Source organism: Caulobacter sp. UNC358MFTsu5.1, assembly GCF_000712075.1.
Taxonomy (GTDB): Bacteria; Pseudomonadota; Alphaproteobacteria; order Caulobacterales; family Caulobacteraceae; genus Caulobacter.
On record NZ_JONW01000011.1, the window covers coordinates 125,067 to 148,195 of the forward strand.

A 23,129-nucleotide genomic window follows, 5' to 3' on the forward strand; every position below is an offset into this window, starting at 1 on the left:
GAACGGAAGCGGGGGCATGAAGCTGGGGGGGATCCTGAGATCGACCGTCGCGGCGATCTGCATCCTCGGGGTCGCGACCCCGAGCGTGTCGATCTCGGCCGCGCCGCGTCACGTCTCCAAGTCCGCCCAGCATAAGCCCGCGCCCCGCAAGGCGGCCGCGCGCAAGCCCGCCGCCAAGCCGGCTCCGGCCGCGCCCGCCGGCCTCCAGGTCCGCATCGCCCAGGCCCCCGACTTCACGCGGCTGGAATTCCCCGGCTCGCGCGGCATGCAGGCCCATCGCGAAGGCACGGCCGTCGTCCTGCGCTTCCCGCGCGACGCCAATCCCAACCTGTCGTCCCTGAACGTCGGTCCGCCGCGCTGGGTGAAGGGCGCCCAGGCGCGCCATGTCGGCGGCGTGGTCGAGATCGTGGTCGCGCTGAGCGACGACGCCGACTTCCGGGCCGGCAACGCCGACGGCGACGACTTCATCAACCTGTTCGCCCGCCAGGCGCCCGCTCCGGCGCCGGCGGCCGCCGCGCCCGTGGTCGCCCAGCGTCCCAACCCGATGCCGGCGGGCGGCGTCGTGCCGGTCAAGTTCTCCAAGGTCTCGGGCCAGGTCCAGCTCAGCTTCGACTGGGCCAACCCGGCCGGGGCGGCCGTGTTCCGGCGCGGCGAGGCCGTCTGGGTGGTGTTCGACGCGCCCGCCCGGCTGGACATCGGCAAGCTGCCCGTCAGCACGCCGCAGTACCGCAACATCCAGGCCTTCAAGGGCCCCGACTACGCGGCGCTGCGCATCAGCACGCCGCAGGGCGCGCCGTTCTACGCCGAGGGCGTCGGCTCCAACTGGACGATCGCCCTGGGCGCGGGCAGCCAGGACGCCCCCGACCTAGTCCACGTGGCCCGCGACGACAACGCCAGCCCCGCCACCCTGACCGCCACCGTGGCCGGCACGACCAGGATTGTCTGGGTCGGCGACCCCGCCGTCGGCGACCGCATCGGCGTCGCCACGGCCCTGGCCCCGTCCAAGGGCCTGCCGTCGCGCCGCGACTATGTCGAGATGGCCCTGCTGCAGTCGGCCACCGGCCTGGCGGTGGAAAGCTATTCCGGCGACCTGCAGATGAGCGCCGACGGCGACATCGTGCGCATGGGCCGACCCAAGGGTCTCCTGCTGTCCTCGACGTCCAGCGGCCAGGCCCAGGCCGACGCCGGGGCCGGCGCGCCCCAGGCCATGTCGATGCCGGCCCTGATCGATCCCGAGCACTGGTCCAAGACCGGGTCGGGCGGCTTCATCGCCCGCTACGACGCCCTGCTGGGCGCGATCCCCGCTGCGGGCGGCCCCGACGGCAAGGGCGACGACACCGCCGCCCGCATGGCCTTGGCCCGCTTCCTGGTCGGCTCGAACCTGTCGTTCGAGGCCATCGGCGTGCTGAACGCCGCCGGCCGCGCGCACCAGACCCTGATGGGCGACGGCGAGTTCCGCGGACTGCGCGGCGTGGCCAAGGTGATGGCGCGCCGCTACGCCGAGGCCGAGGCCGACTTCTCATCGCCCGTGCTGACCGACGACCCCTCGGCCGCCCTGTGGCGCGGCTATATCGCCAGCAAGACCGGCCAGTGGACCGACGCCAACCAGCGGTTCGTCGAGGGCGCGCGGGCCCTGAACATGTTCCCGGCCCTGTGGCAGGCCCGCTTCCTGGGCGCCCAGGCCGAGGCGGCCGTGGGCGTCGGCGCGCCCGAGACCGCCATCCGCCTGATCAACCAGGCCCTGAAGCTGCCCAACATCCCGGTCGAGGACCAGCTGGAGCTGCGCCTGACCCTGGCCAAGGCTTTCGAGGCCAAGAACGACGCCCGGGCGCTGCCGGTGTTCCAGGCCATTTCCAAGTGCGGCATCGACCGCCTGGCCGCGCCGGCCACCCTGCACGCCATCCAGCTGCGCCTGGCCAAGAACCAGATCAGCGCCGACGTCGCCGCCAAGGGCCTGGACGCCCTGCGCTTCCGCTGGCGCGGCGACGGGGTCGAGCTGGACACCATCCGCGCCCTGGGTCAGCTGCAGATCAAGCAGGGCCGCTATCGCGAGGCGCTGGAGGTCCTGCACTCGGCCAACAACGTGCAGTCCGACCTGCCGCAGGCCGTGGCCCTGCGCAACGACCTGAACGGCGCCTTCCGCGCCCTGTTCCTGGACGGCCTGGCCGACGGCATGCAGCCGATCCAGGCGGTGGGCCTGTTCTACGACTTCCAGGACCTGACCCCGATCGGCGCCGACGGCGACCAGATGGTCCGCAACCTGGTGCGCCGCCTGGTCGATGTCGACCTTCTGGACGAGGCCGCCAAGCTGCTCAAGTACCAGGTCGACAACCGCCTGAACGGCGTGCCCAAGGCCCAGGTCGCCACCGACCTGGCCTGGATCTACCTGATGGACCGCAAGCCCGAGACGGCGCTGGACACCATCAACGCCACCCGCACCACCATCCTGCCGCCGGCCCTCAACGCCGAGCGCCGCCTGGCCACCGCCCGCGCCCTGATGGGCCTGGGCCGCTACGACGCGGCGCTGGAGGTGATCGAGGCCGACAAGACCCGCGACGCCGAGGACGTCCGCGCCGAGATCGCGTGGAAGCAGCACACCTGGCCCCAGGCCGGCGCGCTGTACGAGCGCTCGCTGGGCGACCGCTGGAAGACGCCGGGCATCCTGAGCCCCGCCGACGAGTCCAAGCTGCTGCGCTCGGCCGTGGCCTTCAGTCTGGCCGACGACGACGCCTCGCTGGGCCGCCTGCGTCAGCGCTACGGCGGCTTCGTCGAGAACGCCCGCAATCCCGACGGCCTGCGCGTGGCCCTGGCCGGCGCCGACCCAGGCAGCCTGTCCAGCAGCGACTTCAGCAAGGTCACCGCCGACAACGAGGCCTTCAACGGCTGGGTGGCCAAGATGAAGGACCGCTTCCGGGCCCAGGCCAGCAGGAAGCCGGCCTAGGCTCTACCTCCGCCATTGTGGAGATCGCGCCTTTGGCTAGGCTGGTTGCGATCGATATGTCGGGGGCGTCATGAGATTCCAGACCGTGCTGCTCGTCGCGGCCGCGATAATGCTGAGCGCCTGCGGCGGCAAACCGTCGTTCGTGTGGTGGAGCTCGTGGCGACCAAGCGACGCCTATGTGGCCAAGGCGGACGCCGCCTTGGACCGCTTTCAGGCCGATCCGCGGTACGCCTCGACCGGCTTCGGACCCCGCGCGGCCTATCACCGGCTCTACTATGGCGTCGTGGAGCACGGGGAGCCGACGATCCACGTCTTGTTGTCGGCCCAGCGCGTGCGACCGCTAGTGCCCAACACCCATTATCGGACGCGTAACCAGCCTCCGCCGTCGCCAAGCGCCTGTCCACGCTATTCAGTGACCTACCGCCTGATCAACGACGCGGTCAGCGAAGAGCTGTGCCTGTCGGAAATGGCCCGATAGCGTCCTAGCCCCTAGCCGGTCACGCGATCGCCAGGCTCTCGGCCACGTACGGCGCATAGAAGTAATCCTGGATTCTGGCGATCTCGCCGTCCCGCCAATCCAGCAGCACGACGTAACGGAGCGGCGCGCCCGGCGCGGCGCGGACCAGCAGGGCGGGGCGGCCCTCGGCGAGGCCGGGCTCGAGCCACCAGCCGGTCGTGTTTCCGTAGTGCGTGAAGTACATCGACACGTCCGTGCGACCGTCCAGGCGGCGGCGATTGGCCAGGTCCAGCCGGACGTCCTCGCTGAGCAGGGCGCGCAAGGCGTCGAAGTCACGGGCGTTGAAGCGGTCGGCATAGGCCCGCAGGCGGTCGCGCTCGGCGGCGTCCAGGCGGGGAGGGGACGCATCCGCCTCCTCGGCCAGGCCTTTCAGGCGCTCGCGGCCGCGATGCAGGGCGGCCTTGGTCGCGGCCAGGGTCAGGTCCAGCAGTTGGGCGGTCTCGTCCGCCGAGTGGCCCAGCACGTCGATCAGCGCCACGCACGAACGCTGGGCGACGGGCAGGCGTAGCAGCACCGCCAGGCTGGCGGTGGCCGCCACCCGGGCGTCGGCGGCCGCGGCCGGGTCGACGATCTCCTCGAACGCCTCGTCGAAGGTGGCCTGGCGCTTGCGGGCGCGCAGGGCGTCGAGGGCCGTGTTGTGGGCGATGCGGAACAGCCAGCGGTCGGGGCGCTCGATCGGCTCGGCGGACGGGAAGGCGATCGCCGCCTTGGTCAGGGCTTCCTGCACCACGTCCTCGCCCTCGAAGGCCGAGCCGACCATGCGCGCGCAGTAGCGATGCAGGCTGGGGCGCAGCTCGGCCATCAGCTGGCTGAACGCCTCGGGGCCCAGGTTGCCGTCGGCCATGTCTCGTTCTCCCGCGCCGGCCCGAACGGCGGCCTCATCCCCAAGACGTCCGGTGAGCGCCAAAGGATTCGCGGCCCCGGGAATCTTTTTTCGACCGAATCCTTCGCGGCCGCCGCCGCGTCCTTTGCCCATGACGGCCGCATCCCGCGCCGTTCCAAGCCAAGGACCAAGGATCATGCAGAGGGTTACACTGGTGCGCTACGCCGCCAAGCCGGATCGCGCCGACGAGAACGAGGCGCTGTCGCTCAAGGTTTTCGAGGAACTGAAGACCGTCCGGCCCGACAACGTCGCCTACGCGCTGTTCCGCGACGGCGTCGACTTCGTCCACCTGTTCGTCAATCTCAGCGAGGACGACGCCGGCGTCCTGATCGACCTGCCCACGTTCCAGGCGTTCGCCAAGGACGTGAACGAGCGCAGCGAAGCGCCCCCGGATGCGATGCGTCTGAGCGTGAAGCTGCTGGCCTCCTACGGCCTCTAGGGGCGATTCCACCGTTCCACCCTGTCCGCGCGGTCGCCTCTTGCCGAGGCGGCCGCGTTTCGCCTGCCCAGAGGTGAACCTTCGCGCGCGAAAAGCGATTGGTCTTCTGGCGGCGGCGCCCCAAACCCCTTAGTTAGTCGCCGCGCGCGCGGTCCTGTCGAAAGGTCGACACCGACTTTCCGGAGGCCGCTTGCATTGCTCCGACGGGCGTGTCATGACAACGTTGTCATAGGGTGGAAGCATTGACCAAAGAGACGAACGCCGACCAAGCGGGTCGAGAAGTGCTGGTGCTGCTGGGCGGCGCGGGCGACCTGGCGCTGCGTATGTTGTTGCCTTCGCTGTACTTTCTCGAAGTCGACCGCCTCCTGCCGCATGACCTGCGGATCATCGGCCTGGCCCGTCACGACCACACCCCCGACAGCTATCGCAAGCTGGTCCGCGAGCAGCTGGGCAAGCGCGCCACCGTCGAGGAAGCGGCCTGGAATCGCCTGGCCGCCCGCCTGGACTACCTGTCGGTCGACATCACCAAGGAAGAGGGCGCCAAGGCCCTGGCCGAGAAGGTCGGCAAGCACGGCGACCTGGTGGTCTATTTCGCCCTGTCGCCCAGCCTGTACGGCTCGGTCTGCACCGCCCTGCAGGCGGCCGACCTGACCGGTCCGAAGACCCGGCTGGTGCTGGAAAAGCCGATCGGCAAGGACTTCGCCAGCTCGTGCGTGATCAACGGCGCGGTCGGCGCGGTGGTCGACGAGAGCCAGATCTTCCGCATCGACCACTATCTGGGCAAGGAGACGGTCCAGAACCTGACCGCCCTGCGCTTCGGCAACGTGCTGTTCGAGCCCCTGTGGGACAACAAGCACATCGACCACGTGCAGATCACCATCGCCGAGACCGAGAAGGTCGGCGAGCGCTGGCCCTATTACGACGAGTACGGCGCGCTGCGCGACATGCTGCAGAACCACCTGCTGCAGCTGCTCTGCCTGGTGGCCATGGAGGCCCCGTCGGGCTTCGATCCGGACGCCGTCCGCGACGAGAAGGTCAAGGTGCTGCGGTCCCTGCGGCCCTTCACCAAGGCCAATGTCGCCCACGACACGGTGCGCGGCCAGTACGTGGCCGGCGTGGTCGAGGGCACGGCCCGCGAAGGCTATCTGGAAGAGGTCGGCAAGGCCTCCAAGACCGAGACCTTCGTGGCCATGAAGGTCGACATCGACAACTGGCGCTGGGCCGGCGTGCCGTTCTTCCTGCGGACCGGCAAGAACCTGCCCGACCGCCGCACCCAGATCGTCGTCCAGTTCAAGCCCGTGCCGCACAACATCTTCGGCGCCGCCGCCCAGGCCGAGACCAAGGCCAATCGCCTGGTCATCGACCTGCAGCCGGACGAGGACATCTCGCTGACCGTGATGACCAAGCGTCCGGGCCTGTCGGAAGAGGGCATGCGACTGCAGTCCCTGCCGCTGTCCCTGGCCATGAGCTCGGCCGGCAGCCGCCGCCGGATCGCCTACGAGAAGCTGCTGCTGGACGTGTTCCGCGGCGACCGCACCCTGTTCGTGCGCCGCGACGAGGTCGAGCAGGCCTGGAAGTTCGTGGACGGCGTGTCGGCCGCCTGGGCCGAGGCCAAGATCGAACCGGCGCCCTACGCCGCCGGCACCTGGGGCCCGCACGGCGCCAACGCGCTGATCTCGCCGCAGGGCCGGGCCTGGAACGAATAGGCGTGGAGACGATGACCCTCCCCAAGATCGAGGCCTTCCCGACCCGCGAGGCGCTGTACGACGCCGCCGCCTCGGTGCTGGCCTCGGCCCTGACCGACGCCGTGGCCAAGCGCGGCCAGGCCGGGTTCGCGGCCACCGGCGGCTCGACGCCGGCGCCGGTCTATGACCGGCTGGCGACCATGACCGTCCCCTGGGACAAGGTCGTGGTCACCCTGACCGACGAGCGGTTCGTGCCGCCGACCGATCCCAGCAGCAACGAGGGGCTGGTCCGCCGGCATCTGCTGCAAGGGGAAGCGGCCAAGGCCGGCTTCGCGCCGCTGTTCTTCGACGGCGTCGCCCAGGACGCGGTGGCGGCCAAGGCCGAGGCCGGGGTCGCCGCGATCCTGCCGTTCGGCGTCACCCTGCTGGGCGTGGGCCCCGACGGCCACTTCGCCTCGCTGTTCCCGGGCAACCCGAAGTTGGCGGAAGGCCTGGACCCCAAGTCGGCGCGCACCGTCATCGCGGTGCCGGCCGGCCAGCCGGCGCCGGACCTGCCCCGGATCAGCCTGACCTTCCAGGCGTTGATCCGGTCGTCGCTGATCGTCCTGCTGATCACCGGCGGCGCCAAGAAGACGTTGCTCGAAGGCCCGGTCGACCCAAGCCTGCCGATCGCCGCCATCCTGAACCAGGACCGCGCCCCGGTCCGTATCCTGTGGGCGGAGTAGCACCATGGTCGCCTTGAATCCCGTCATCGCCGAAGTCACCGCCCGGATCATCGAGCGCAGCCGCGACAGCCGCGCGACCTATCTGGCCAATCTGGACGCCGCCGCGGCCGCCCAGCCGGGCCGCGCCAAGCTCAGCTGCGCCAACTGGGCCCACGCCTTCGCCGCCTCGCCGGCGGTGGACAAGGTCCGCGCCCTGGACGTCAACGCCCCCAACCTGGGCATCGTCTCGGCCTATAACGACATGCTGTCGGCCCACCAGCCGCTGGAGGAGTATCCGGCGCTGATCAAGGAGGCCGCGCGCGAGGTCGGGGCCACCGCCCAGTTCGCCGGCGGCGTGCCGGCCATGTGCGACGGCGTCACCCAGGGCCGTCCGGGCATGGAGCTGTCGCTGTTCTCGCGCGACGTGATCGCCATGGCCACGGGCATCGCCCTGACCCACGACGCCTTCGACGGCGCGCTGTATCTGGGCGTCTGCGACAAGATCGTGCCGGGCCTGCTGATCGGCGCCCTGACCTTCAGCCACCTGCCGGCGGTGTTTGTCCCCGCCGGTCCGATGACCTCGGGCCTGCCCAACTCGGAGAAGGCGCGCATCCGCGCCCTCTACGCCGAGGGCAAGGTCGGCCGCGAGGAACTGCTGGCCGCCGAGAGCGCCAGCTACCACGGCCCGGGCACCTGCACCTTCTACGGCACGGCCAACACCAACCAGATGCTGATGGAGCTGATGGGCCTGCACCTGCCGGGCTCGGCCTTCGTCCATCCGCACACCCCGCTGCGCACGGCCCTGGTCAAGGAAGCCGCCAAGCGGGTGGCCGCCATCACCCACAAGGGCAACGACTGGCTGCCCGTGGGCCGGATCATCGACGAGAAGGCCGTGGTCAACGGCGTGGTTGGCCTGATGGCCACCGGCGGCTCGACCAACCTGGCCCTGCACCTGGTGGCCATGGCCCACGCGGCCGGCATCATCCTGACGCTGGAAGACCTGGACGACATCTCGAAGAACACGCCGCTGCTGGCCAAGGTCTATCCGAACGGCTCGGCCGACGTGAACCAGTTCCACGCCGCCGGCGGCATCCACTTCGTGGTCAGGGAACTGCTGAAGGCGGGCCTGGCCCACGAGGACGTCCTGACCGTCGCCGGCCCCGGCCTGTCACGCTACACCCAGGAGCCGGTCCTGGTGGACGGCGAGCTGTCCTGGCGCGAGGGCGCCGAGGAGTCGCTGGACCTCAACATCCTGCGCCCGGCTTCGGATCCGTTCAGCCCGGAAGGCGGCCTGCGCCTGCTGACCGGCAACCTGGGTCGCGGCGTGATCAAGGTCTCGGCCGTGAAGCCCGAGCACCAGGTGATCACCGCCCCGGCGGCCGTGTTCCAGGAACAGGAAGACTTCATCGCCGCCTTCAAGCGCGGCGAGCTGGATCGCGACGTGGTCGTGGTGGTGCGCTTCCAGGGTCCGTCGGCCAACGGCATGCCCGAGCTGCACAACCTGTCGCCGTCGATCTCGGTGCTGCTGGACCGCGGCTTCAAGGTGGCCCTGGTCACCGACGGCCGGATGTCGGGGGCTTCGGGCAAGACCCCGGCGGCCATCCACGTCACGCCCGAAGCCGCCAAGGGCGGCGCCCTGGCCTATGTCCAGGACGGCGACGTGATCTCCCTGAACGCCCACACGGGCGAACTGAAAATCCTGGTGGACGAGGCGGTTCTTCGCGCTCGCACGCCGGCGAGCGTCCCGGCGTCCAAGCCGGGCTTTGGGCGGGAATTGTTCGGCTGGATGCGGGCGGGGGTCGGCGCGGCCGACCACGGCGGCTCCGTGCTGTTTGCTTAGGAAGAAGACGAAGATGAGCGGCTTGAACTCCATCGGGCTTGGCCTGGTCGGCGATATCGGCGGAACCAACGCGCGGTTCGCCCTGGTCGATTTCGACGGGGCCGACCCCAAGCTGATCGAGCCGACCTCGTACAAGGGCGAGGACTACGGTCAGGCCGAGGACGCGGTCGAAGCCTATCTGGCCAAGATGGGCCTCAAGCACGCCGACCAGGCGGTGGTGGCCGTCGCCGGTCCGATCGAGCACGGCTCGGTGCACTTCACCAACAGCGACTGGAAGCTGTCGGAAGACAGCCTGCGCCGGGCTGGCGGCTTCCGCTCGGCCAAGCTGATCAACGACTTCACGGCCCAGGCCCTGGCCGCCCCGCGTCTGGCGCCCAAGGACCTGCGCCAGATCGGTCCGCACCAGACCTCGGGCGAGGGCGACCTGGCGATCATCGGCCCCGGCACCGGCTTCGGCGCGGCGGGCATGGTGCGCCGCCACGGCGTCGAGACGCCCCTGACCACCGAGGGCGGCCATATCGCCTTCGCGCCGTTCGACGACGTCGAGATCGAGATCCTCCGTGCGCTGAACAAGCGTTTCGGCCGCTGCTCGATCGAGCGCATCCTGTCGGGTCCGGGCATGGAGGACCTGCACGTCATCCTGGCCGAGGTGGAGGGCCGCAAGGCCGAGGAACTGACGGCCAAGCAGATCACCGAGCACGGCGTGGCCGGCGACGAGTGCTGCAAGGTCACCATCGACCGCTTCTGCGCCATCCTGGGTTCGGCGGCCGGCGACCTGGCCCTGGCCCTGGGCGCCCGGGGCGGGGTGTTCATCGCCGGCGGCATCGCGCCGCGGATCGTCGATCTGCTGGAGAAGGGCGAGTTCCGCAGCCGATTCGAGTCGAAGGGCCGCCTCAGCGACTACACCCGCGCCATCCCGACCCACGTGGTGATGAACCCCCACACCGCCCTGATCGGGGCGGCCGTGGCCATGACCCCGGACGGCAAGGCGGCCATTTCGTAAGGCCTTAAGGGGGCTTTCCGCCCCTTGAGCCGCGTTTCTTATCCCTCGGGGCGAGTTTTCCGCGTGAAGTGGGCTCGCCTTGACAAGGCTGTCATGCCTTTATTGCGTCGCTTGTCGATTTTCGACGCTTCGCGAGGCCGGCTGTCTTGAGTTCCAAGGTTACGATCCACGAGGTCGCCCGTCTGTCGGGCGTATCGATCAAGACCGTTTCGCGGGTGCTGAACCGCGAGCCGAACGTGAAGAACGACACCCGCGTGCGGGTGCAGGAAGCCGTCGCGGCCCTGAACTACCGGCCCAACATCTCGGCCCGCAGCCTGGCGGGGTCGAAGGCCTATCTGATCGGCGTGTTCTTCGACAACCCGAGCCCGGCCTATGTGACCGACGTCCAGCTGGGCGCGATCGCCCGCTGCCGCGAGGAGGGTTACCACCTGATCGTCGAGCCGCTGGACTCCACCGGCGACGTGGCCGCCCAGGTCGAGCCGATGCTGCACACCCTGCGCATGGACGGCGTGATCCTGACCCCGCCCGTCTGTGACAACGCCGCGGTGCTGGACGTGCTGGAGGCCGAGGGCGTGCCCTATGTGCGCCTGTCGCCCGACCAGGACCTGGGCCGTTCGGCCAGCGTGCGCATGGACGACGTGCGCGCCGCCTACGAGATGACCGCCCACCTGATCAGCCTGGGCCATACCGACATCGGCTTCATCAAGGGCCACCCCGAGCACGGCGCCTCGCACCTGCGCTACGAGGGCTATGCGGCGGCGATGAAGGAGCACGGCCACGCCGTGCGCGAGGACCATGTGGAGCAGGGCTGGTTCTCGTTCCGCTCGGGCTTCGAGGCGGCCGAGCGGCTGCTGGACCGCCCCGACCGTCCCACGGCGATCTTCGCCTCCAACGACGACATGGCCCTGGGCGTGATGGCGGTGGCCAACCGCCTGCGCCTGGAAGTGCCCCAGACCCTGTCGGTGGCCGGCTTCGACGACACGCCGGGCGCCAAGGTGGTCTGGCCGCAACTGACCACCGTGCGCCAGCCGATCCAGGCCATGGCCGCCGCCGCCGCCGACCTGCTGCTGGGCGGCGCGACCCAGGCCGAAGGCGACGGGGCGCCGCCCTCGCGCCTGCTGGATTTCGAACTGGTGGTCCGCGAGTCCACCGGCCCCATCGGCTAGGGTTTTCCACGCGCCCCATGGATCGGAAGCCGCTCCAGGCGTTTAAAATGGGGTGACCTCGACGTTCAGAGGTCTTCAAGGTGGAAAGGCTTGGTGGTTGACGCTAAGTCATCGGTGGCGAATCCGAACCCTTGGCGCTAGACAACGTTGTCAGGCGCGAAATTTGGGAATGACGTTCGCCCTGAGCAAATCCTTTCCGCTTTGCGGCATTTTCTTGCCGCATCGCAGCATAATCTAGCCTCTCCGGAGCAGCTTCATGATCCGCGCGCGCCGCTCCCGCATCGTCGCCACCATCGGTCCGGCCAGCAGCTCGCATGAGATGATTGTGAGACTGGCCAAGGCCGGAGCCGACGTCTTCCGCCTGAACTTCAGCCACGGCAGCCACGAGAACCACAAGGCCTCGTACGACGCGATCCGCGCCGCCGAGAAGGTGGTCGACCGGCCGCTGGGCATCCTGGCCGACCTGCAGGGGCCGAAGCTGCGCGTGGGCAAGTTCGCCGACGGCCCCGTGACGCTGAAGGCCGGTCAGGCCTTCCGCTTCGACGACGACCCCAAGCCGGGCGACGAGACGCGGGTGCACCTGCCGCACCCCGAGATCCTGGTGGCCATGCGTCCCGGCGCGACCCTGCTGCTGGACGACGGCAAGCTGCGGATGACGGTGACCGACGCCGGCCCCGGCTACGCCAACACCACGGTCGTCAACGGCGGCAAGCTGTCGGAACGCAAGGGCGTGGCGGTGCCGGACGTCGTGATCCCGATGTCGCCCCTGACGCCGAAGGACCGCGAGGATCTGGCCTTCGCCCTGCGCCTGGGCGTCGACTGGATCGCCCTGTCGTTCGTGCAGGCCCCCGAGGACATGGCCGAGCTGCGCCGCATCGTCGAAGGCCGCGCCGCCGTCCTGGCCAAGATCGAGAAGCCCCAGGCGCTGGAAGTGCTGGGCCCGATCCTCGACCTGTGCGACGGCGTGATGGTGGCCCGCGGCGACCTGGGCGTCGAGATGGCCCCGGAAGAGGTGCCGGTGGCCCAGAAGGTCATCCTGCGCGCCGCCCGCGAGCGCGGCATTCCGGTGATCGTCGCCACCCAGATGCTGGAGTCGATGACCAGCTCGCCGACCCCGACCCGGGCCGAGGCCTCGGACGTGGCCAACGCGGTCTACGAAGGCGCCGACGCGGTCATGCTGTCGGCCGAGAGCGCCGCCGGCGACTATCCGGAAGAGGCCGTGACGATGATGAGCCGCATCATCGAGCGGGTGGAGCGCGATCCGCGCTGGCCCGAGTTGATGCAGGCCGAGCAACCACATAACGACGAGGACGCCGACGTCCTGGTCGTGGCCGCGGCCCAGGCCGCCAAGGCCGGTTCGACCAAGTGCCTGGTGGCCTTCACCACCACCGGCGCCACCGCCCGCCGCCTGTCGCGCGAGCGGCCGCTGCAGCCCGTGCTGGCCCTGTCGCCCCGCGTCGAGGCCGTGCGCCGCATGTGCCTGGTCTGGGGCGTGGAGGCCCGCGTCAGCGGCCAGCCCGACAGCCTGGAGGTGGTCACCTCGGACGCCGTCGCCAAGGCCGTGGAGTTGGACCTGGTCGGACCGGGCGAGCGCGTGCTGATCGTCGCCGGCACCCCGTTCGGCGCGCCCGGCGCGGCCAATCTGCTGCGCCTGGCCCACGCGCCGTTCCCGACGCGCAAGCGCTGACAAGACGCCGCTCATCTCGGCATTCGCCGGGATGAGCGGAGTTTACTCGCTCACCGCCTGGTAGTGCCGCACGAAGGGTTCCTGCTCGAGCAGGAACTCGGCGTCGAAGTCGTAGTACTTGGCGTGCTCGAAGTCCTCGCCGGCGAAGCGCTTGATCGCGTCCAGATCGCTCCAGAAGGTCAGCATCTCGAAGTGCACGACCTCGCCCTCGGGCCGGGTCAGGCACCAGGCGCCCAGGTTGCCGGGCGTGGACTTGTAGTCGGGCAGGGCGACCTCGCGCATCAGGGCCAGATAGCGGTCGCTCAGCGACGCGGGTACGCGGCCATGCCAGTTGCGGACGATCATGCGGGCCTCCTCTCCAACGCGGTGGAGATGGGGAGGCTTCAGCCGAAGGGAAGCGGCAGCAGGCGCTCGTAGCCGCGCCGCACGGCGGCGTAGCATTCGCAGGTGATGGCTTCCAGGCCCGCGCGATCCAGGATGTCGACCACCCCGCGGCGATAGCGGATCAGGCCCTTGGCCTGCAGCGAGCCGGCCACCGCCGTGACCGTGGTGCGCTGGACGCCCAGCATGTCGGCGAGGAATTCCTGGGTCAGGTTGATGGTGTCGCCGTCGATGCGGTCGCGGCACGACAGCAGCCAGCGGCAGAAGCGGGCCTCCACGCCGTGCAGGGCGTTGCAGGCCACCGACTGGATCGCATGGCCGAACAGCGCTTCGTTGTGGCGATCGACCAGGTCGCGCAGGGCGGCGCTGCGGCTCCAGGCCTCGTGCAGGGCCGTGGCGTTGATCCGCGAGGCGAAGCCGGGGGCCTGGACGATGGCCCGCACCAGCGACTGGCGCGGCGCCACGGCGGCCATCAGGCCCAGGGCGCCTTCGCGGCCCACCGGCGCGGACTCGATCGCCGCGCCGTTCTCCATCAGCGTCATCAGCGAGATGACGCAGTCGTGGGGGAAGTAGACCACCTCGATCGGATCGCCCGGATCGCACAGGTGCCGGCCCTTTTCCAACTCATGGTGGGTGAGATGGGGCGCGATCAGCCCGAAATCCTCGGACGGCAGGGCGGCGAGCAGGCGATTTTTCAAGGGTGCGGCGGTCCCGTCGGGCGAATCAATCACCGGCATGCGGTAGAGTTTCGAAGCTATAGGTTGGAAGCTGGCCCGATGTTGTCGAGTAGCCGACACAAATGCAGAACCCTTATCCGGGGTTCCCAAAGTGCTATTGATTGCGTCGGGAACCCGACATTGCAGGAATAGTTGGAGAGCGCGGCGCCGTGTACCCGGGTTGGGGTTTGGCTGAACTTTTGCCGGGTTCCAACATCCGGAACCTTTGCTTCCCGAGGACGGTGAGAACCGACCTCAGCCCAGGTTGACGTGGACCTTGTCGCCCAGATCGGGGGTGCTGTCGGTCAGATTGGCCTTGGCGGTCTCCCAGGCGAAGCGGATCGCGCCGCCCTTTGAGATCCACAGCTCGGCGTCCTTGGCGTCCAGCCGCAGCAGGGTCAGGGACGGGTCGTCCTTGCCGTCCGGAAACCAGGCCGCGACCATCGGGTTCCAGTACTTGTCGATGCGGGCCGTATCGCGGGCGGTGGACAGCACGCCGCCGATGCAGGCCTGGAAGTCCTGGTCCTTGGCCTGGACGATGAACATGGCCTGGGCTCCGCCGCCGGCGCTCTTGGCCAGGTCGGTGTCGTCCTTGGTGAAGAACCAGATCTGGCCGCTTTCCGGCTCGGCGAAGGCGGTCATCGGCTGGAAGTGCTGGTGGCTGTCCGTCAGGCCCAGCATGCCGAACCGGGTGTGGTCCAGCTCCTTCCAGAGGCGTTTCTCGACGGCGGCCTTGTCGTTTGGATCGGTGCTCATGACGGTTCTTCCTGTGCGGGGAGCAGGAAGAACCGTCGTGGGGAACAGCGGTTCCTAGGGCTAAGCCTAGAAGCCGGACAGCCGCGCGTAGCGGTCGCGGTGGAACGAGGCCGAGCCGAACAGGGCTTCGGCGACGCGAGCGCGCTTCATGTAGAGGCCGGCGTCGTGAGCGTCGGTCATGCCGATGCCGCCGTGCATCTGGACCATCTCGTTGGACGCCAGGTGCAGGACCTCGGACGCCTTGGCCTTGGCCAGCGAGGCCAGCAGGCGGGTGTCGCCGCCGGCGTCGGCGGCTTCGAGGGCGGCCTCGACGCAGGAACGGGTGGTCTCCAGGTCGGTGAACAGCTTGGCGGCGCGGTGCTGCAGGGCCTGGAACGTGCCGATCACTTGGCCGAACTGGGTACGGGTCTTGATGTAGTCCAGGGTGATCTCGAAGGCGGCGGTGGCCGTGCCCAGCATCTCGGCGGCCAGGCCGGCATAGGCGCGGTCCAGCACCGGCTCCAGGATCGCCCAGCCCTTGCCGACCTCGCCCAGGACCGCATCGGCACCGACCTCGACCTTGTCGAAGGCGATTTCGGCGGCGCCCCGGCTGTCGATCAGGGCCAGATGCTTGCGGGTGACGCCCTTGGCGTCGCCCGGCACGAGGAACAGGGTGAGGCCGTCGCTGTCGCCGGCCGCGCCCGAGGTGCGGGCCGCGACGATCAGCAGGTCGGCGGCCTCGCCGTCCAGCACGAACGTCTTGGAGCCGTTCAGGACGAAGCCGGCGCCGCCTTCCTTCGCTGTCAGCGTGGTGTTGAGCGGGGCGTGGTGCGCGCCCTCGTCGATCGCCAGGGTGGCCACCGCCTCGCCCGTGGCGATCTTCGGCAGCCAGGCGGCCTTCTGGGCGTCCGAGCCGCCCAGCGCCAGGGCCGAAGCGCCGACCATGGCGGTGGAGAGCAGGGGAGAGGCCACCAGGTTGCGACCGGTCTCCTCGAGGATCAGGCCCAGGCCCAGATAGCCGAAGGCCGAGCCGTCGAAGTCTTCCGGCACGATCACCCCGGCCCAGCCCATGGCGCCCATCTCGCTCCAGGCGGCCGGGTCGAAGCTCTGCTTGGAGCCGCCGTCGCGCAGCTTGCGCAGGGCCGCGACGGGGGCGCTGTCCTGCGTCCAGCCTTTGGCGGCGTCGCGCAGCATGGTCTGTTCTTCGGTCAGGACGGCCATGTCAGGCTTGCTCCCCAATGGAATGTTCAAAGTTCTGATGACGGACGGCCCAGTCCAGGGCCTGTTCGAGACGGTCGTTGCCCCAGAAGAGCTCGCCGTCGGCGGTGACGAAGGAGGGCGCGCCGAACAGGCCGCGCTCCCGGGCCTGGCGGACGTGGTCCTTCAGGCGGGCCTTGATCGGATCGGTGGCGGCCGCGGCCAGCACCTCGTCGGGACCCGCGCCGATCGAGGCGATCAGCGGGGCCAGCACCTCGGGTCTGGAGATGTCGTGGTCGTCGACGAAATTGGCCTGGTAGACCGCGCGGCTGAAGGCCGGCGTCCAGCCGTCCTCCAGCCCGACGATGGCGACGCGCGCGGCCAGCAGCCCGTTGCGCGGGAACTGGCTGGGATGGACCAGCGGCAGGCCCTCCAGGTCGCAGACCCGCTGCAGGTCGCGCCACATGTACTCGCCCTTGACCGGGAAGGCGTTGAACGGGCTGTCGTTCAGGCCCTGCTGGTCATGGAACAGCGGCCCCAGCAGGAACGGTCGCCAGGCCACGGCCACGCCCGCCGCCTGGGCCAGGCGCTCGACGCGCATGGCGGCTGGGTAGCTGTAGGTGCTGCCGAATTCGTACCAGAACTCGATCATGGCTCTATTGATGGTCCAGCAGCCCGAGGACGCGCTTGGCCACCACGTTGAGGTTCACCTCGCTGGTGCCGCCCTCGATCGAGTTGCCCTTGGCGCGCAGCATGGCGCGCGGGACGGCCAGTTCGTCCTTGGCGAAGCCTTCGCCCTCCCAGCCCAGGCCCTGCAGGCCCAGGGCCTCGACCAGCAACTCGGTGCGCTCCTGGTTCATCTTGGCGGCGGCGTACTTGATGATCGAGACGGCGGCGCTGGGGCCCGAACCCTGCTTGGACTCCGCCTCGGCGCGGCGCACGGTCAGCATGAAGGCGTGGGCGTCCATACGGTGATGGGCGATGCGGGCCCGCAGGTCGCCATCGGCCAGCTTGCCCAAAGCGTCGACCCCGATCTCCTTCTTGGCCGCCTCGACCAGGTCCAGCCCGCCACCGCCGCCGAAGCCCGAGGCCGAGATGTTCTGGCGCTCGTACTGCAGCAGCCGCTTGGCGATGTCCCAGCCGCCGTTGACCTTGCCCACCAGCTGTTCCTTGGGGACCTTCACATTGTCGAAGAAGGTCTCGCAGAACGGCGAGGAGCCGCTGATCAGCTTGATCGGCCGGGCCTCGACGCCGGGCGAGGTCATGTCGAACAGCACGAACGAGATGCCCTCGTGCTTCTTGGTGGTGTCGGTGCGCACCAGGCAGAAGATCCAGTCGGCCTGGTCGGCGTAGCTGGTCCACACCTTCTGGCCGTTGATCAGCCAGTGGTCGCCCTTGTCCTCGCACTTGGTCTGGAGAGACGCGAGATCCGAACCCGCGCCCGGCTCGCTGTAGCCCTGGCACCAGCGGGTCTCGCCGCGCACGATCTCGGGCAGGAAGCGCTTCTTCTGTTCCTCGGTGGCGTATTCCAGCAGCACCGGGCCCAGCATCCAGATGCCGAAGCTCATCAGGGCGGGGCGGGCCTTGATGCGGCGCAGCTCCTGCTCCAGCACCTTGTTCTGGGCCTTGGACAGGCCGCCGCCGCCGTATTCCCTGGGCCACATCGGGGCGGTCCAGCCGCGCTCGGCCATGCGGTCCAGCCACAGCTTGGCGTCGGGGTTCTTCCACTTGAACCGCTTGCCGCCCCAGGGTGCGTCGTCCTCGGTCATCGGGGCGTTCAGGGACGCGGGGTAGTTGGCCTCCAGCCAGGACCGCGTCTCGGCCCTGAAGGCGTCCAGGTCGCCGCCGCCGAAATCCGCCATGGCCGTTCTCCCTCGTCTCGTCGTGTCTCGCGGCGCTTTTCCGCGCCGCCATTTGGCTTCCTTGGTCGTCAGACTACGCCATGGATCGACGGGGGCAAGCTGATTCAAACGCCTGTTCGTCACGCGGCGGGCGACCATTCGAGGGGAGGCGCGCTATAGAGGACACCGATGACGTGTCCCGCCGGGATTCGCCGATCAGGGGTCTTGATGTCCGCGCCGCAACTGAGGCCAGCCTTCCTCGCCGTCGCGCCGACGCTGTCGGCCATCCTGGCGGCCTGCGCCGGCATCCTGCTGCTGGCCTCGGGCGCGACGCCGTCCGAGCCGACCCGCTTCGCGATCTGGGTGGCCGTCGCGCCCGGGCCGCTGATCGAGGTCAGCCACTTCGTCTCGTCGATCCTGGGCCTGGTCCTGATCCTGCTGGCCTTCGGCCTGCGCTCGCGCCTGGACGCGGCCTGGTGGGCGGCGCTGTTCGCCCTGGCCGGCGGCGCGATCCTGGCCCTGTTCAAGGGGCTGAACTGGGAAGAGACGGTGATCCTGACCGGCATCATGCTGGCCATGCTGCCGTTCCACGAGGCCTTCCCCCGCAAGGCGGCCCTGACGCGGATGGAGATCACCCCCGGCTGGCTGCTGTCGGCGGCGGCGGCCCTGGTGGGGGTGGCCCTGTGCGGCTGGTGGACCTTCGCCCACACCGAATACGCCTCGCAGTCGGTGATGAAGACGATCGGCGACCGCGAAGTGGCCCGGGCCATCCGTTCGTCGGCCGCGGCCGCCATCGTGCTGATGGCCATCGGCGTCTGGCGGCTGATCGCCACCCCCGCCACGCCGCCGGTGGTGGACGACACCGACCCCGACTTCGACCGGGTCCGCGCCATCCTGGCCAAGGCCGAGAGCGCCGAGCCGCCGTCGAACCTGGCCCTGCTGGGCGACAAGCGTTTCCTGTTCTCGGTCTCGGGCGAGAGCTTCCTGATGTTCGGCGTGCGCGGCCGCTCGTGGATCGCCATGGGGCCGCCGGTCGGGCGCGACGATGAGCGCATGGAGCTGTTCTGGCGCTTCCGCGAACTGGCCGACGCCCACGCCGCTCGCGCCGGCTTCTACGCCCTGGGTCCGGCCGACCTGCCCGACAGCGTCGACTTAGGGTTGGCCATCCAGAAGACCGGCGAGAGCGCCGCGGTGCCGCTGGAGGCCTTCTCGCTGGCCGGCCGCCGCCGCGAGGTCCTGCGGCGCAACTGGCGCAAGGCCGGGGAGGGCGGGGCGGCCTTCGAGGTCCTGCCCGCCGACCAGGTCCACACCATCATGCCCACGCTGAAGACGATCTCGGACGCCTGGCTGGCCCACCACGCCGGCGGCGAGAAGGGCTTCTCGATGGGCGGCTTCGACGAGCGCTACGTGGCCGAGTTCCCGGTCGCCCTGGTGCGGGTCGAGGACCAGATCGTCGCCTTCGCCACCCTCTGGACGACGGCCAACAAGGTCTCGTTCTCGATGGACCTGATGCGCTATTCCGACGACGCGCCCAAGAACGTGATGGACTACCTGTTCGTCGAGCTGCTGGGTTGGGGCAAGGAGCAGGGCTACCAGGCGTTCGAGTTCGGGGTGGCCCCGCTGGCCGGCCTGGAGGATCGCCCGCTGGCGCCGATCATGTCGCGCGTGGGCCGCCTGCTCTACGAGCGCGGCGAGGAGATCTACAATTTCCAGGGCGTGCGGCGGTACAAGGACAAGTACGATCCGGTCTGGCAGCCGCGCTACATTGCCGCGCCTCACAAGTGGGCCATACCCTTTTTGCTTGCGGACATCGGCCTGCTGTCGTCCGGCGGCGTCTCCGGACTGACGAAAAGGCCGCGACCTAGTAGCGCGGGTCGCCCGTCTTCATCCCCAGCAGATTGAGGATATGGGCCGCCATCAGCAGGGCCACGACGGCGCCGGCCACCATCAGCGGGCGCCACGGCATCATGCGCGGGCCCTTTAAAACATTGATCGGACGGGCCCCGCGCCAGCCGCAGAAGACGGCGAACAGCAGGGCGGCGACGGCGACGGCGATGGTGGTTTGAAGCTCCATTCGCCTCTCATGGCCTGCGACAATCAGCCATGCAAATCGTTAACGCGCGTTAACCACGTGCAGCCGAATCTTAGGTACACACGTTGGAGAAGTGTGCCTGTTAACCATCCACAGTTAATCTTGACCATTGCTATATGTAGCGGTTGAGGTCGCGTTTACACGCTAGGAATCGGTGTCTAGCGTTGGTTCCCAGGTGCATAGGGAACGATTCGGATGACGGCCGCCGCGCCATGGAGCGTTAAGGGGATCGACCCCAAGGCCCGTGAGGTCGCTAAAGACCTCGCGCGTCGCTCCGGCATGACGCTGGGCGAATGGCTGAACCGGATGATCATCGAGGGCGAGGGTTTCGACGCCGCCGCCCTGGAAGCTTTCGGCGAGCCCAGCCGTCCGTCCCTGGCCGTCAACAACGACCGCGCCAACCCCTCCTATTACGAGACCGACCGTCGCGGCGCGCCGTCGCGCATCGAGGCGCGCGAGCATCCCGCCGATGAGGTCGGCCGCGTGGCCGTCGCCCTGGACCGCCTGACCGACCGCATCGAGGCGGCCGAGAAGCGTTCGGCCCAGGCCATCTCCGGCATCGACGAATCCGTGCGCGGCGCCCTGCAGCGCCTGGTGGCCGCCGAGCGCGAGCAGGTGGCCGTGGCCGCCCGCTTCGAGGGCGCGGTGGACGAGATCAAGACCGACCAGACCCGCGCCGCCGAGCGGCTGCGCCGGATCGAGGCCGAGGCCGCCGGTCCGCGCTCGGCCGAGGCCCTGCGCGCCCTTGAAGGCGCGCTCGGCAAGGTCGCCGGCCACCTCTACGAGGGCGAGGCCCGCACCCGCGAGACCATCGCCCACCTGGAACAGCGTCTGGACAACCAGGCCGGCGTCGGGGCCGGCGATCCGTCGGCCCTGGTCGAGGAAGTCGTGGCCCGCCTGGGCCAGCGCCTGGAAGCCGCCGAGGCCCGCACCGCCGAAGCCCTGCAGGCCCTGACCACCTCGTTCACCGCCCTGGACGGCCGCCTGCGCACCGTCGAGGACAGCAATCCGGGCGAAGGCGTCCAGAAGCGCCTCGACGACCTGTCCAACGGTCTGACCCAGCGCATGGAGGCCGCCCGCATGGAGATGGCCGCCAAGCTGCGCGAAAGCGCCGACGGCCGCTTCGACCGCATGGAGCGCAAGCTGGGCGAGATGACCGCCCACGTGCAGGCCGCCGAGCAGCGCTCGGCCCAGGCCATCGAGCGCATGGGCCGCGAGGTGGTCGGCATGGCCGACGCCCTGAACCGCCGGGTCCAGACCTCGGAAGCCCGCGCCAACGCCGCCATCGAGCAGGTCGCCGCCAGCATCGACCAGAAGCTGAACCGCGCCGACAGCGTCCAGGCCCAGGCCCTCGAGAAGCTGGGCGCCGAGATCGCCCGCATCACCGAGAAGCTGGCCGAGCGGATCGGCAACGCCGAGCGCCGCAACGCCCTGGCCATCGACGACGTCGGCGACCAGGTCACCCGCGTCACCGACCGCCTGAACCAGCGCCACGAGCGCACGTCGCAGGAACTGGTCGACCGCATCCGCCAGAGCGAGGAGCGCACCGCGCGCCTGCTGGAGGAAGCGCGCGAGAAGATCGACACCAAGCTGGCCGACGCCCAGCGCCGCCTGGCCGAGCAGGCCGCCGCGGCCGCGCCGCCGGCCCGTCCCGCCGCGTCGCCGTTCGACGACGGCGACCGTTTCTCGTTCGGCGGCGAGGCCGTCCCCGAGGACGTGTTCCACCAGCCGGCCGCCTTCATCCCGGCCCAGACCTCGACCCCGGCCCGCACGGCGGCGCCCGCCGCCTTCGAGGCCCCGGCCTACGAGGCTCCGGCCTTCCCGACCGCCGAGCCGCCCGCCCTGGAGTTCGGCGACGAGGACTTCGAGGCCGCCGACGGCTTCACCTCGGCCCTGGAGCCGGAAGCCGCGTTCGAGCCGGAAGCCGACTACGACAGCGACTTCTCGGCCCCCGAGTTCGGCGCCTCAGGCTTCTCGGCGCCGGAAGAGCCGGCCGCGGCCGGACGCCCGCTGTCGACGCGCGAAGTGATCGAGCAGGCCCGCGCCGCCGCGCGCCAGGCCGCCCTGGCCGGCGACGCCAAGGGCAAGGACAAGACCAAGGCCAAGAAGCCCGCGACCTCGCTGTTCGCCGGCTTCGGCGCCAAGGGCTCCGAGAAGAAGGCCAAGAAGGGCGGCATGAAGACCGCCCTGATGGTCTCGGCCGCCGCCGCCTGCCTGGGCGTGGGCGCGGCCAGCTTCTTCGTCAATTCCGAAGGCGCGGGCGGGCCGCTTCCCGACCGCGTGGCCAAGGGCATTGCCAACAAGTCGGGCGGCGAGATCCGCTCGGCCGAGGTCGACACCAGCCCGGCCGGCGCCCGCGCCGCCGTGGCCCTGACCGCAGGCGCCGCGACGCCCGTCGAGGCCGTTCCGATCGAGTCCGCGCCCGTCTCGCCGCCGGCCGAGAACGCCCAGGCCCTCTACGAGGACGGCGTGCGCCGCATCGAGGCCAAGGACCGCTCCGGCCTGGAAAACCTGCGCAAGGCCGCCAACCTGGGCCTGCCGCGCGCCCAGTTCTACCTGGCCAAGATGTACGAGGTCGGCGAGGGCGGGGTAAAGAAGGACCTGGGCGAGGCCCGCCGCTGGACCGAACGCGCCGCCACGGCCGGCGAAGCCCGCGCCATGCACAACCTGGCCCTCTACTACTACAAGGGCGAGGGCGGCGAACGGAACTCGACCAAGGCCGCCAGCTGGTTCCGCAAGGCTTCTGACCTGGGCCTGGTCGACAGCCAGTTCAACCTGGCCCAGCTCTATGAAGGCGGGTGGGGCGTCAGCCAGAACCCGACCGAAGCCTACAAGTGGTACCTGATCGCCGCGCGGTCGGGCGACACGGCCTCGCGCGCCCGGGCCATGGCCCTGCGCGCCCAGCTGACGGCCGAAGGCCAGCGGATCGCCGAGCGTTCGGCCAGCGCCTTCCGCTCGCAGGCCGCCGCGCCCGTCCAGGCCGTGGCTTCGGCCGCCGCCCCCAGCGCCGGCCTGGCCACCGCCCAGCGCGCGCTGTCGAAGCTGGGTTACTACCAGGGGCCCCAGGACGGCGTGACCTCGCCGGCCCTGCAGATGGCCATCGCCGCCTACCAGCGCGACCAGAACATGCAGCCGTCGGGCGCCCTGGACGGCGACACCCTCAGCCGCCTGTCGACCTGGGCCCGCTGAGCCTAAAGGCCAAGCTTCCCAAACCCTTCCGGGTGTGCGAGCGTCCGCACTCATCCACAGGCTGTGTCCTGTGGTCAAATATCGTCCGTGGACCTATGGGCTGACCTCGGTAA

Annotated in this window: 19 protein-coding genes; 11 read left to right on the top strand and 8 right to left on the bottom strand. The window is 69.9% G+C overall.

Going from position 1 to position 23,129, the window contains the following annotated elements; genetic code table 11:
• Nucleotides 1–16 precede the first annotated feature (16 nt).
• Nucleotides 17–2,941: an endoglucanase gene (locus BR39_RS0121660; RefSeq protein WP_029916092.1), complete on the top strand. Its 2,925-nt coding sequence runs from the start codon at nucleotides 17–19 to the stop codon at nucleotides 2,939–2,941.
• A gap of 70 nt (nucleotides 2,942–3,011) precedes the next feature.
• Nucleotides 3,012–3,419: a hypothetical protein gene (locus tag BR39_RS0121665; RefSeq protein ID WP_029916094.1), complete on the top strand. Its 408-nt coding sequence runs from the start codon at nucleotides 3,012–3,014 to the stop codon at nucleotides 3,417–3,419.
• 19 nt (nucleotides 3,420–3,438) lie between these two features.
• On the opposite strand, the gene BR39_RS0121670 is transcribed toward BR39_RS0121665, so the two are convergent.
• A complete protein-coding gene (locus BR39_RS0121670) occupies nucleotides 3,439–4,302 on the bottom strand; it encodes a sigma-70 family RNA polymerase sigma factor (protein ID WP_029916096.1) in 864 nt (287 codons plus the stop codon).
• 175 nt (nucleotides 4,303–4,477) lie between these two features.
• Between BR39_RS0121670 and BR39_RS0121675 the strand changes: the two genes are divergently transcribed.
• The 7 genes from BR39_RS0121675 (at nucleotide 4,478) to pyk (ending at nucleotide 12,865) form a co-directional block, all read left to right on the top strand.
• Nucleotides 4,478–4,780: a hypothetical protein gene (locus BR39_RS0121675; protein ID WP_029916097.1), complete on the top strand. Its 303-nt coding sequence runs from the start codon at nucleotides 4,478–4,480 to the stop codon at nucleotides 4,778–4,780.
• A gap of 242 nt (nucleotides 4,781–5,022) precedes the next feature.
• Entirely contained in the window at nucleotides 5,023–6,486 is a 1,464-nt protein-coding gene (gene zwf / locus BR39_RS0121680) for a glucose-6-phosphate dehydrogenase (protein ID WP_029916098.1), read from the top strand.
• An 11-nt stretch (nucleotides 6,487–6,497) separates the two neighbouring features.
• The gene (gene pgl, locus BR39_RS0121685; RefSeq protein ID WP_029916099.1) at nucleotides 6,498–7,190 is read left to right on the top strand and encodes a 6-phosphogluconolactonase; all 693 of its coding nucleotides are present in this window, start codon (nucleotides 6,498–6,500) and stop codon (nucleotides 7,188–7,190) included.
• Nucleotides 7,191–7,194: 4 nt separating this feature from the next.
• Nucleotides 7,195–9,009, top strand: a complete 1,815-nt coding sequence (edd, locus tag BR39_RS0121690) for a phosphogluconate dehydratase (protein ID WP_029916102.1) — start codon at nucleotides 7,195–7,197, stop codon at nucleotides 9,007–9,009.
• A gap of 13 nt (nucleotides 9,010–9,022) precedes the next feature.
• A complete protein-coding gene (glk, locus tag BR39_RS0121695; protein ID WP_029916104.1) occupies nucleotides 9,023–10,012 on the top strand; it encodes a glucokinase in 990 nt (329 codons plus the stop codon).
• A 146-nt stretch (nucleotides 10,013–10,158) separates the two neighbouring features.
• A complete protein-coding gene (locus tag BR39_RS0121700) occupies nucleotides 10,159–11,178 on the top strand; it encodes a LacI family DNA-binding transcriptional regulator (RefSeq protein ID WP_029916106.1) in 1,020 nt (339 codons plus the stop codon).
• A gap of 256 nt (nucleotides 11,179–11,434) precedes the next feature.
• Nucleotides 11,435–12,865 (top strand): pyruvate kinase, encoded by a 1,431-nt coding sequence (gene pyk, locus BR39_RS0121705; RefSeq protein WP_029916108.1) that lies wholly within the window; start codon nucleotides 11,435–11,437, stop codon nucleotides 12,863–12,865.
• A gap of 42 nt (nucleotides 12,866–12,907) precedes the next feature.
• On the opposite strand, the gene BR39_RS0121710 is transcribed toward pyk, so the two are convergent.
• The 6 genes from BR39_RS0121710 to BR39_RS0121735 all read right to left on the bottom strand — a co-directional run bounded on the left by BR39_RS0121710 (nucleotide 12,908) and on the right by BR39_RS0121735 (nucleotide 17,756).
• Nucleotides 12,908–13,210 (bottom strand): hypothetical protein, encoded by a 303-nt coding sequence (locus tag BR39_RS0121710; RefSeq protein WP_029916110.1) that lies wholly within the window; start codon nucleotides 13,208–13,210, stop codon nucleotides 12,908–12,910.
• 38 nt (nucleotides 13,211–13,248) lie between these two features.
• On the bottom strand, nucleotides 13,249–13,983 hold the full coding sequence (locus BR39_RS0121715; RefSeq protein ID WP_231499532.1) for a Crp/Fnr family transcriptional regulator: 735 nt from the start codon (nucleotides 13,981–13,983) through the stop codon (nucleotides 13,249–13,251).
• A gap of 234 nt (nucleotides 13,984–14,217) precedes the next feature.
• Nucleotides 14,218–14,718: a pyridoxamine 5'-phosphate oxidase family protein gene (locus BR39_RS0121720; protein WP_029916112.1), complete on the bottom strand. Its 501-nt coding sequence runs from the start codon at nucleotides 14,716–14,718 to the stop codon at nucleotides 14,218–14,220.
• Nucleotides 14,719–14,784: 66 nt separating this feature from the next.
• Complete coding sequence (locus tag BR39_RS0121725; RefSeq protein WP_029916113.1) at nucleotides 14,785–15,918, bottom strand: acyl-CoA dehydrogenase family protein; 1,134 nt, start codon at nucleotides 15,916–15,918, stop codon at nucleotides 14,785–14,787.
• Between the two features lies 1 nt (nucleotide 15,919).
• Nucleotides 15,920–16,546, bottom strand: a complete 627-nt coding sequence (locus tag BR39_RS0121730) for a 2-hydroxychromene-2-carboxylate isomerase (protein WP_029916114.1) — start codon at nucleotides 16,544–16,546, stop codon at nucleotides 15,920–15,922.
• Nucleotides 16,547–16,550: 4 nt separating this feature from the next.
• Complete coding sequence (locus BR39_RS0121735) at nucleotides 16,551–17,756, bottom strand: acyl-CoA dehydrogenase family protein (protein ID WP_029916115.1); 1,206 nt, start codon at nucleotides 17,754–17,756, stop codon at nucleotides 16,551–16,553.
• Between the two features lie 207 nt (nucleotides 17,757–17,963).
• Between BR39_RS0121735 and BR39_RS0121740 the strand changes: the two genes are divergently transcribed.
• A complete protein-coding gene (locus BR39_RS0121740) occupies nucleotides 17,964–19,637 on the top strand; it encodes a bifunctional lysylphosphatidylglycerol flippase/synthetase MprF (protein WP_029916116.1) in 1,674 nt (557 codons plus the stop codon).
• On the opposite strand, the gene BR39_RS0121745 is transcribed toward BR39_RS0121740, so the two are convergent.
• Nucleotides 19,597–19,809, bottom strand: a complete 213-nt coding sequence (locus tag BR39_RS0121745; protein WP_029916117.1) for a hypothetical protein — start codon at nucleotides 19,807–19,809, stop codon at nucleotides 19,597–19,599. The genes BR39_RS0121740 and BR39_RS0121745 overlap by 41 nt on opposite strands.
• Before the next feature lie 297 nt (nucleotides 19,810–20,106).
• On the opposite strand from BR39_RS0121745, the gene BR39_RS27395 reads away from it, so the two are divergent.
• Entirely contained in the window at nucleotides 20,107–23,016 is a 2,910-nt protein-coding gene (locus tag BR39_RS27395) for a peptidoglycan-binding protein (RefSeq protein WP_304413050.1), read from the top strand.
• Nucleotides 23,017–23,129 lie beyond the last annotated feature (113 nt).

Coding starts and splice junctions, on each gene's coding strand:
- BR39_RS0121660 (WP_029916092.1), top strand. CDS start 17: ATGAAGCTGGGGGGGATCCTGAGATCGACCGTCGCGGCGATCTGCATC.
- BR39_RS0121665 (WP_029916094.1), top strand. CDS start 3,012: ATGAGATTCCAGACCGTGCTGCTCGTCGCGGCCGCGATAATGCTGAGC.
- BR39_RS0121670 (WP_029916096.1), bottom strand. CDS start 4,302: ATGGCCGACGGCAACCTGGGCCCCGAGGCGTTCAGCCAGCTGATGGCC.
- BR39_RS0121675 (WP_029916097.1), top strand. CDS start 4,478: ATGCAGAGGGTTACACTGGTGCGCTACGCCGCCAAGCCGGATCGCGCC.
- pgl (WP_029916099.1), top strand. CDS start 6,498: ATGACCCTCCCCAAGATCGAGGCCTTCCCGACCCGCGAGGCGCTGTAC.
- edd (WP_029916102.1), top strand. CDS start 7,195: ATGGTCGCCTTGAATCCCGTCATCGCCGAAGTCACCGCCCGGATCATC.
- glk (WP_029916104.1), top strand. CDS start 9,023: ATGAGCGGCTTGAACTCCATCGGGCTTGGCCTGGTCGGCGATATCGGC.
- pyk (WP_029916108.1), top strand. CDS start 11,435: ATGATCCGCGCGCGCCGCTCCCGCATCGTCGCCACCATCGGTCCGGCC.
- BR39_RS0121710 (WP_029916110.1), bottom strand. CDS start 13,210: ATGATCGTCCGCAACTGGCATGGCCGCGTACCCGCGTCGCTGAGCGAC.
- BR39_RS0121715 (WP_231499532.1), bottom strand. CDS start 13,983: ATGCCGGTGATTGATTCGCCCGACGGGACCGCCGCACCCTTGAAAAAT.
- BR39_RS0121720 (WP_029916112.1), bottom strand. CDS start 14,718: ATGAGCACCGATCCAAACGACAAGGCCGCCGTCGAGAAACGCCTCTGG.
- BR39_RS0121725 (WP_029916113.1), bottom strand. CDS start 15,918: ATGGCCGTCCTGACCGAAGAACAGACCATGCTGCGCGACGCCGCCAAA.
- BR39_RS0121730 (WP_029916114.1), bottom strand. CDS start 16,546: ATGATCGAGTTCTGGTACGAATTCGGCAGCACCTACAGCTACCCAGCC.
- BR39_RS0121735 (WP_029916115.1), bottom strand. CDS start 17,756: ATGGCGGATTTCGGCGGCGGCGACCTGGACGCCTTCAGGGCCGAGACG.
- BR39_RS0121740 (WP_029916116.1), top strand. CDS start 17,964: ATGTCCGCGCCGCAACTGAGGCCAGCCTTCCTCGCCGTCGCGCCGACG.
- BR39_RS0121745 (WP_029916117.1), bottom strand. CDS start 19,809: ATGGAGCTTCAAACCACCATCGCCGTCGCCGTCGCCGCCCTGCTGTTC.
- BR39_RS27395 (WP_304413050.1), top strand. CDS start 20,107: ATGACGCTGGGCGAATGGCTGAACCGGATGATCATCGAGGGCGAGGGT.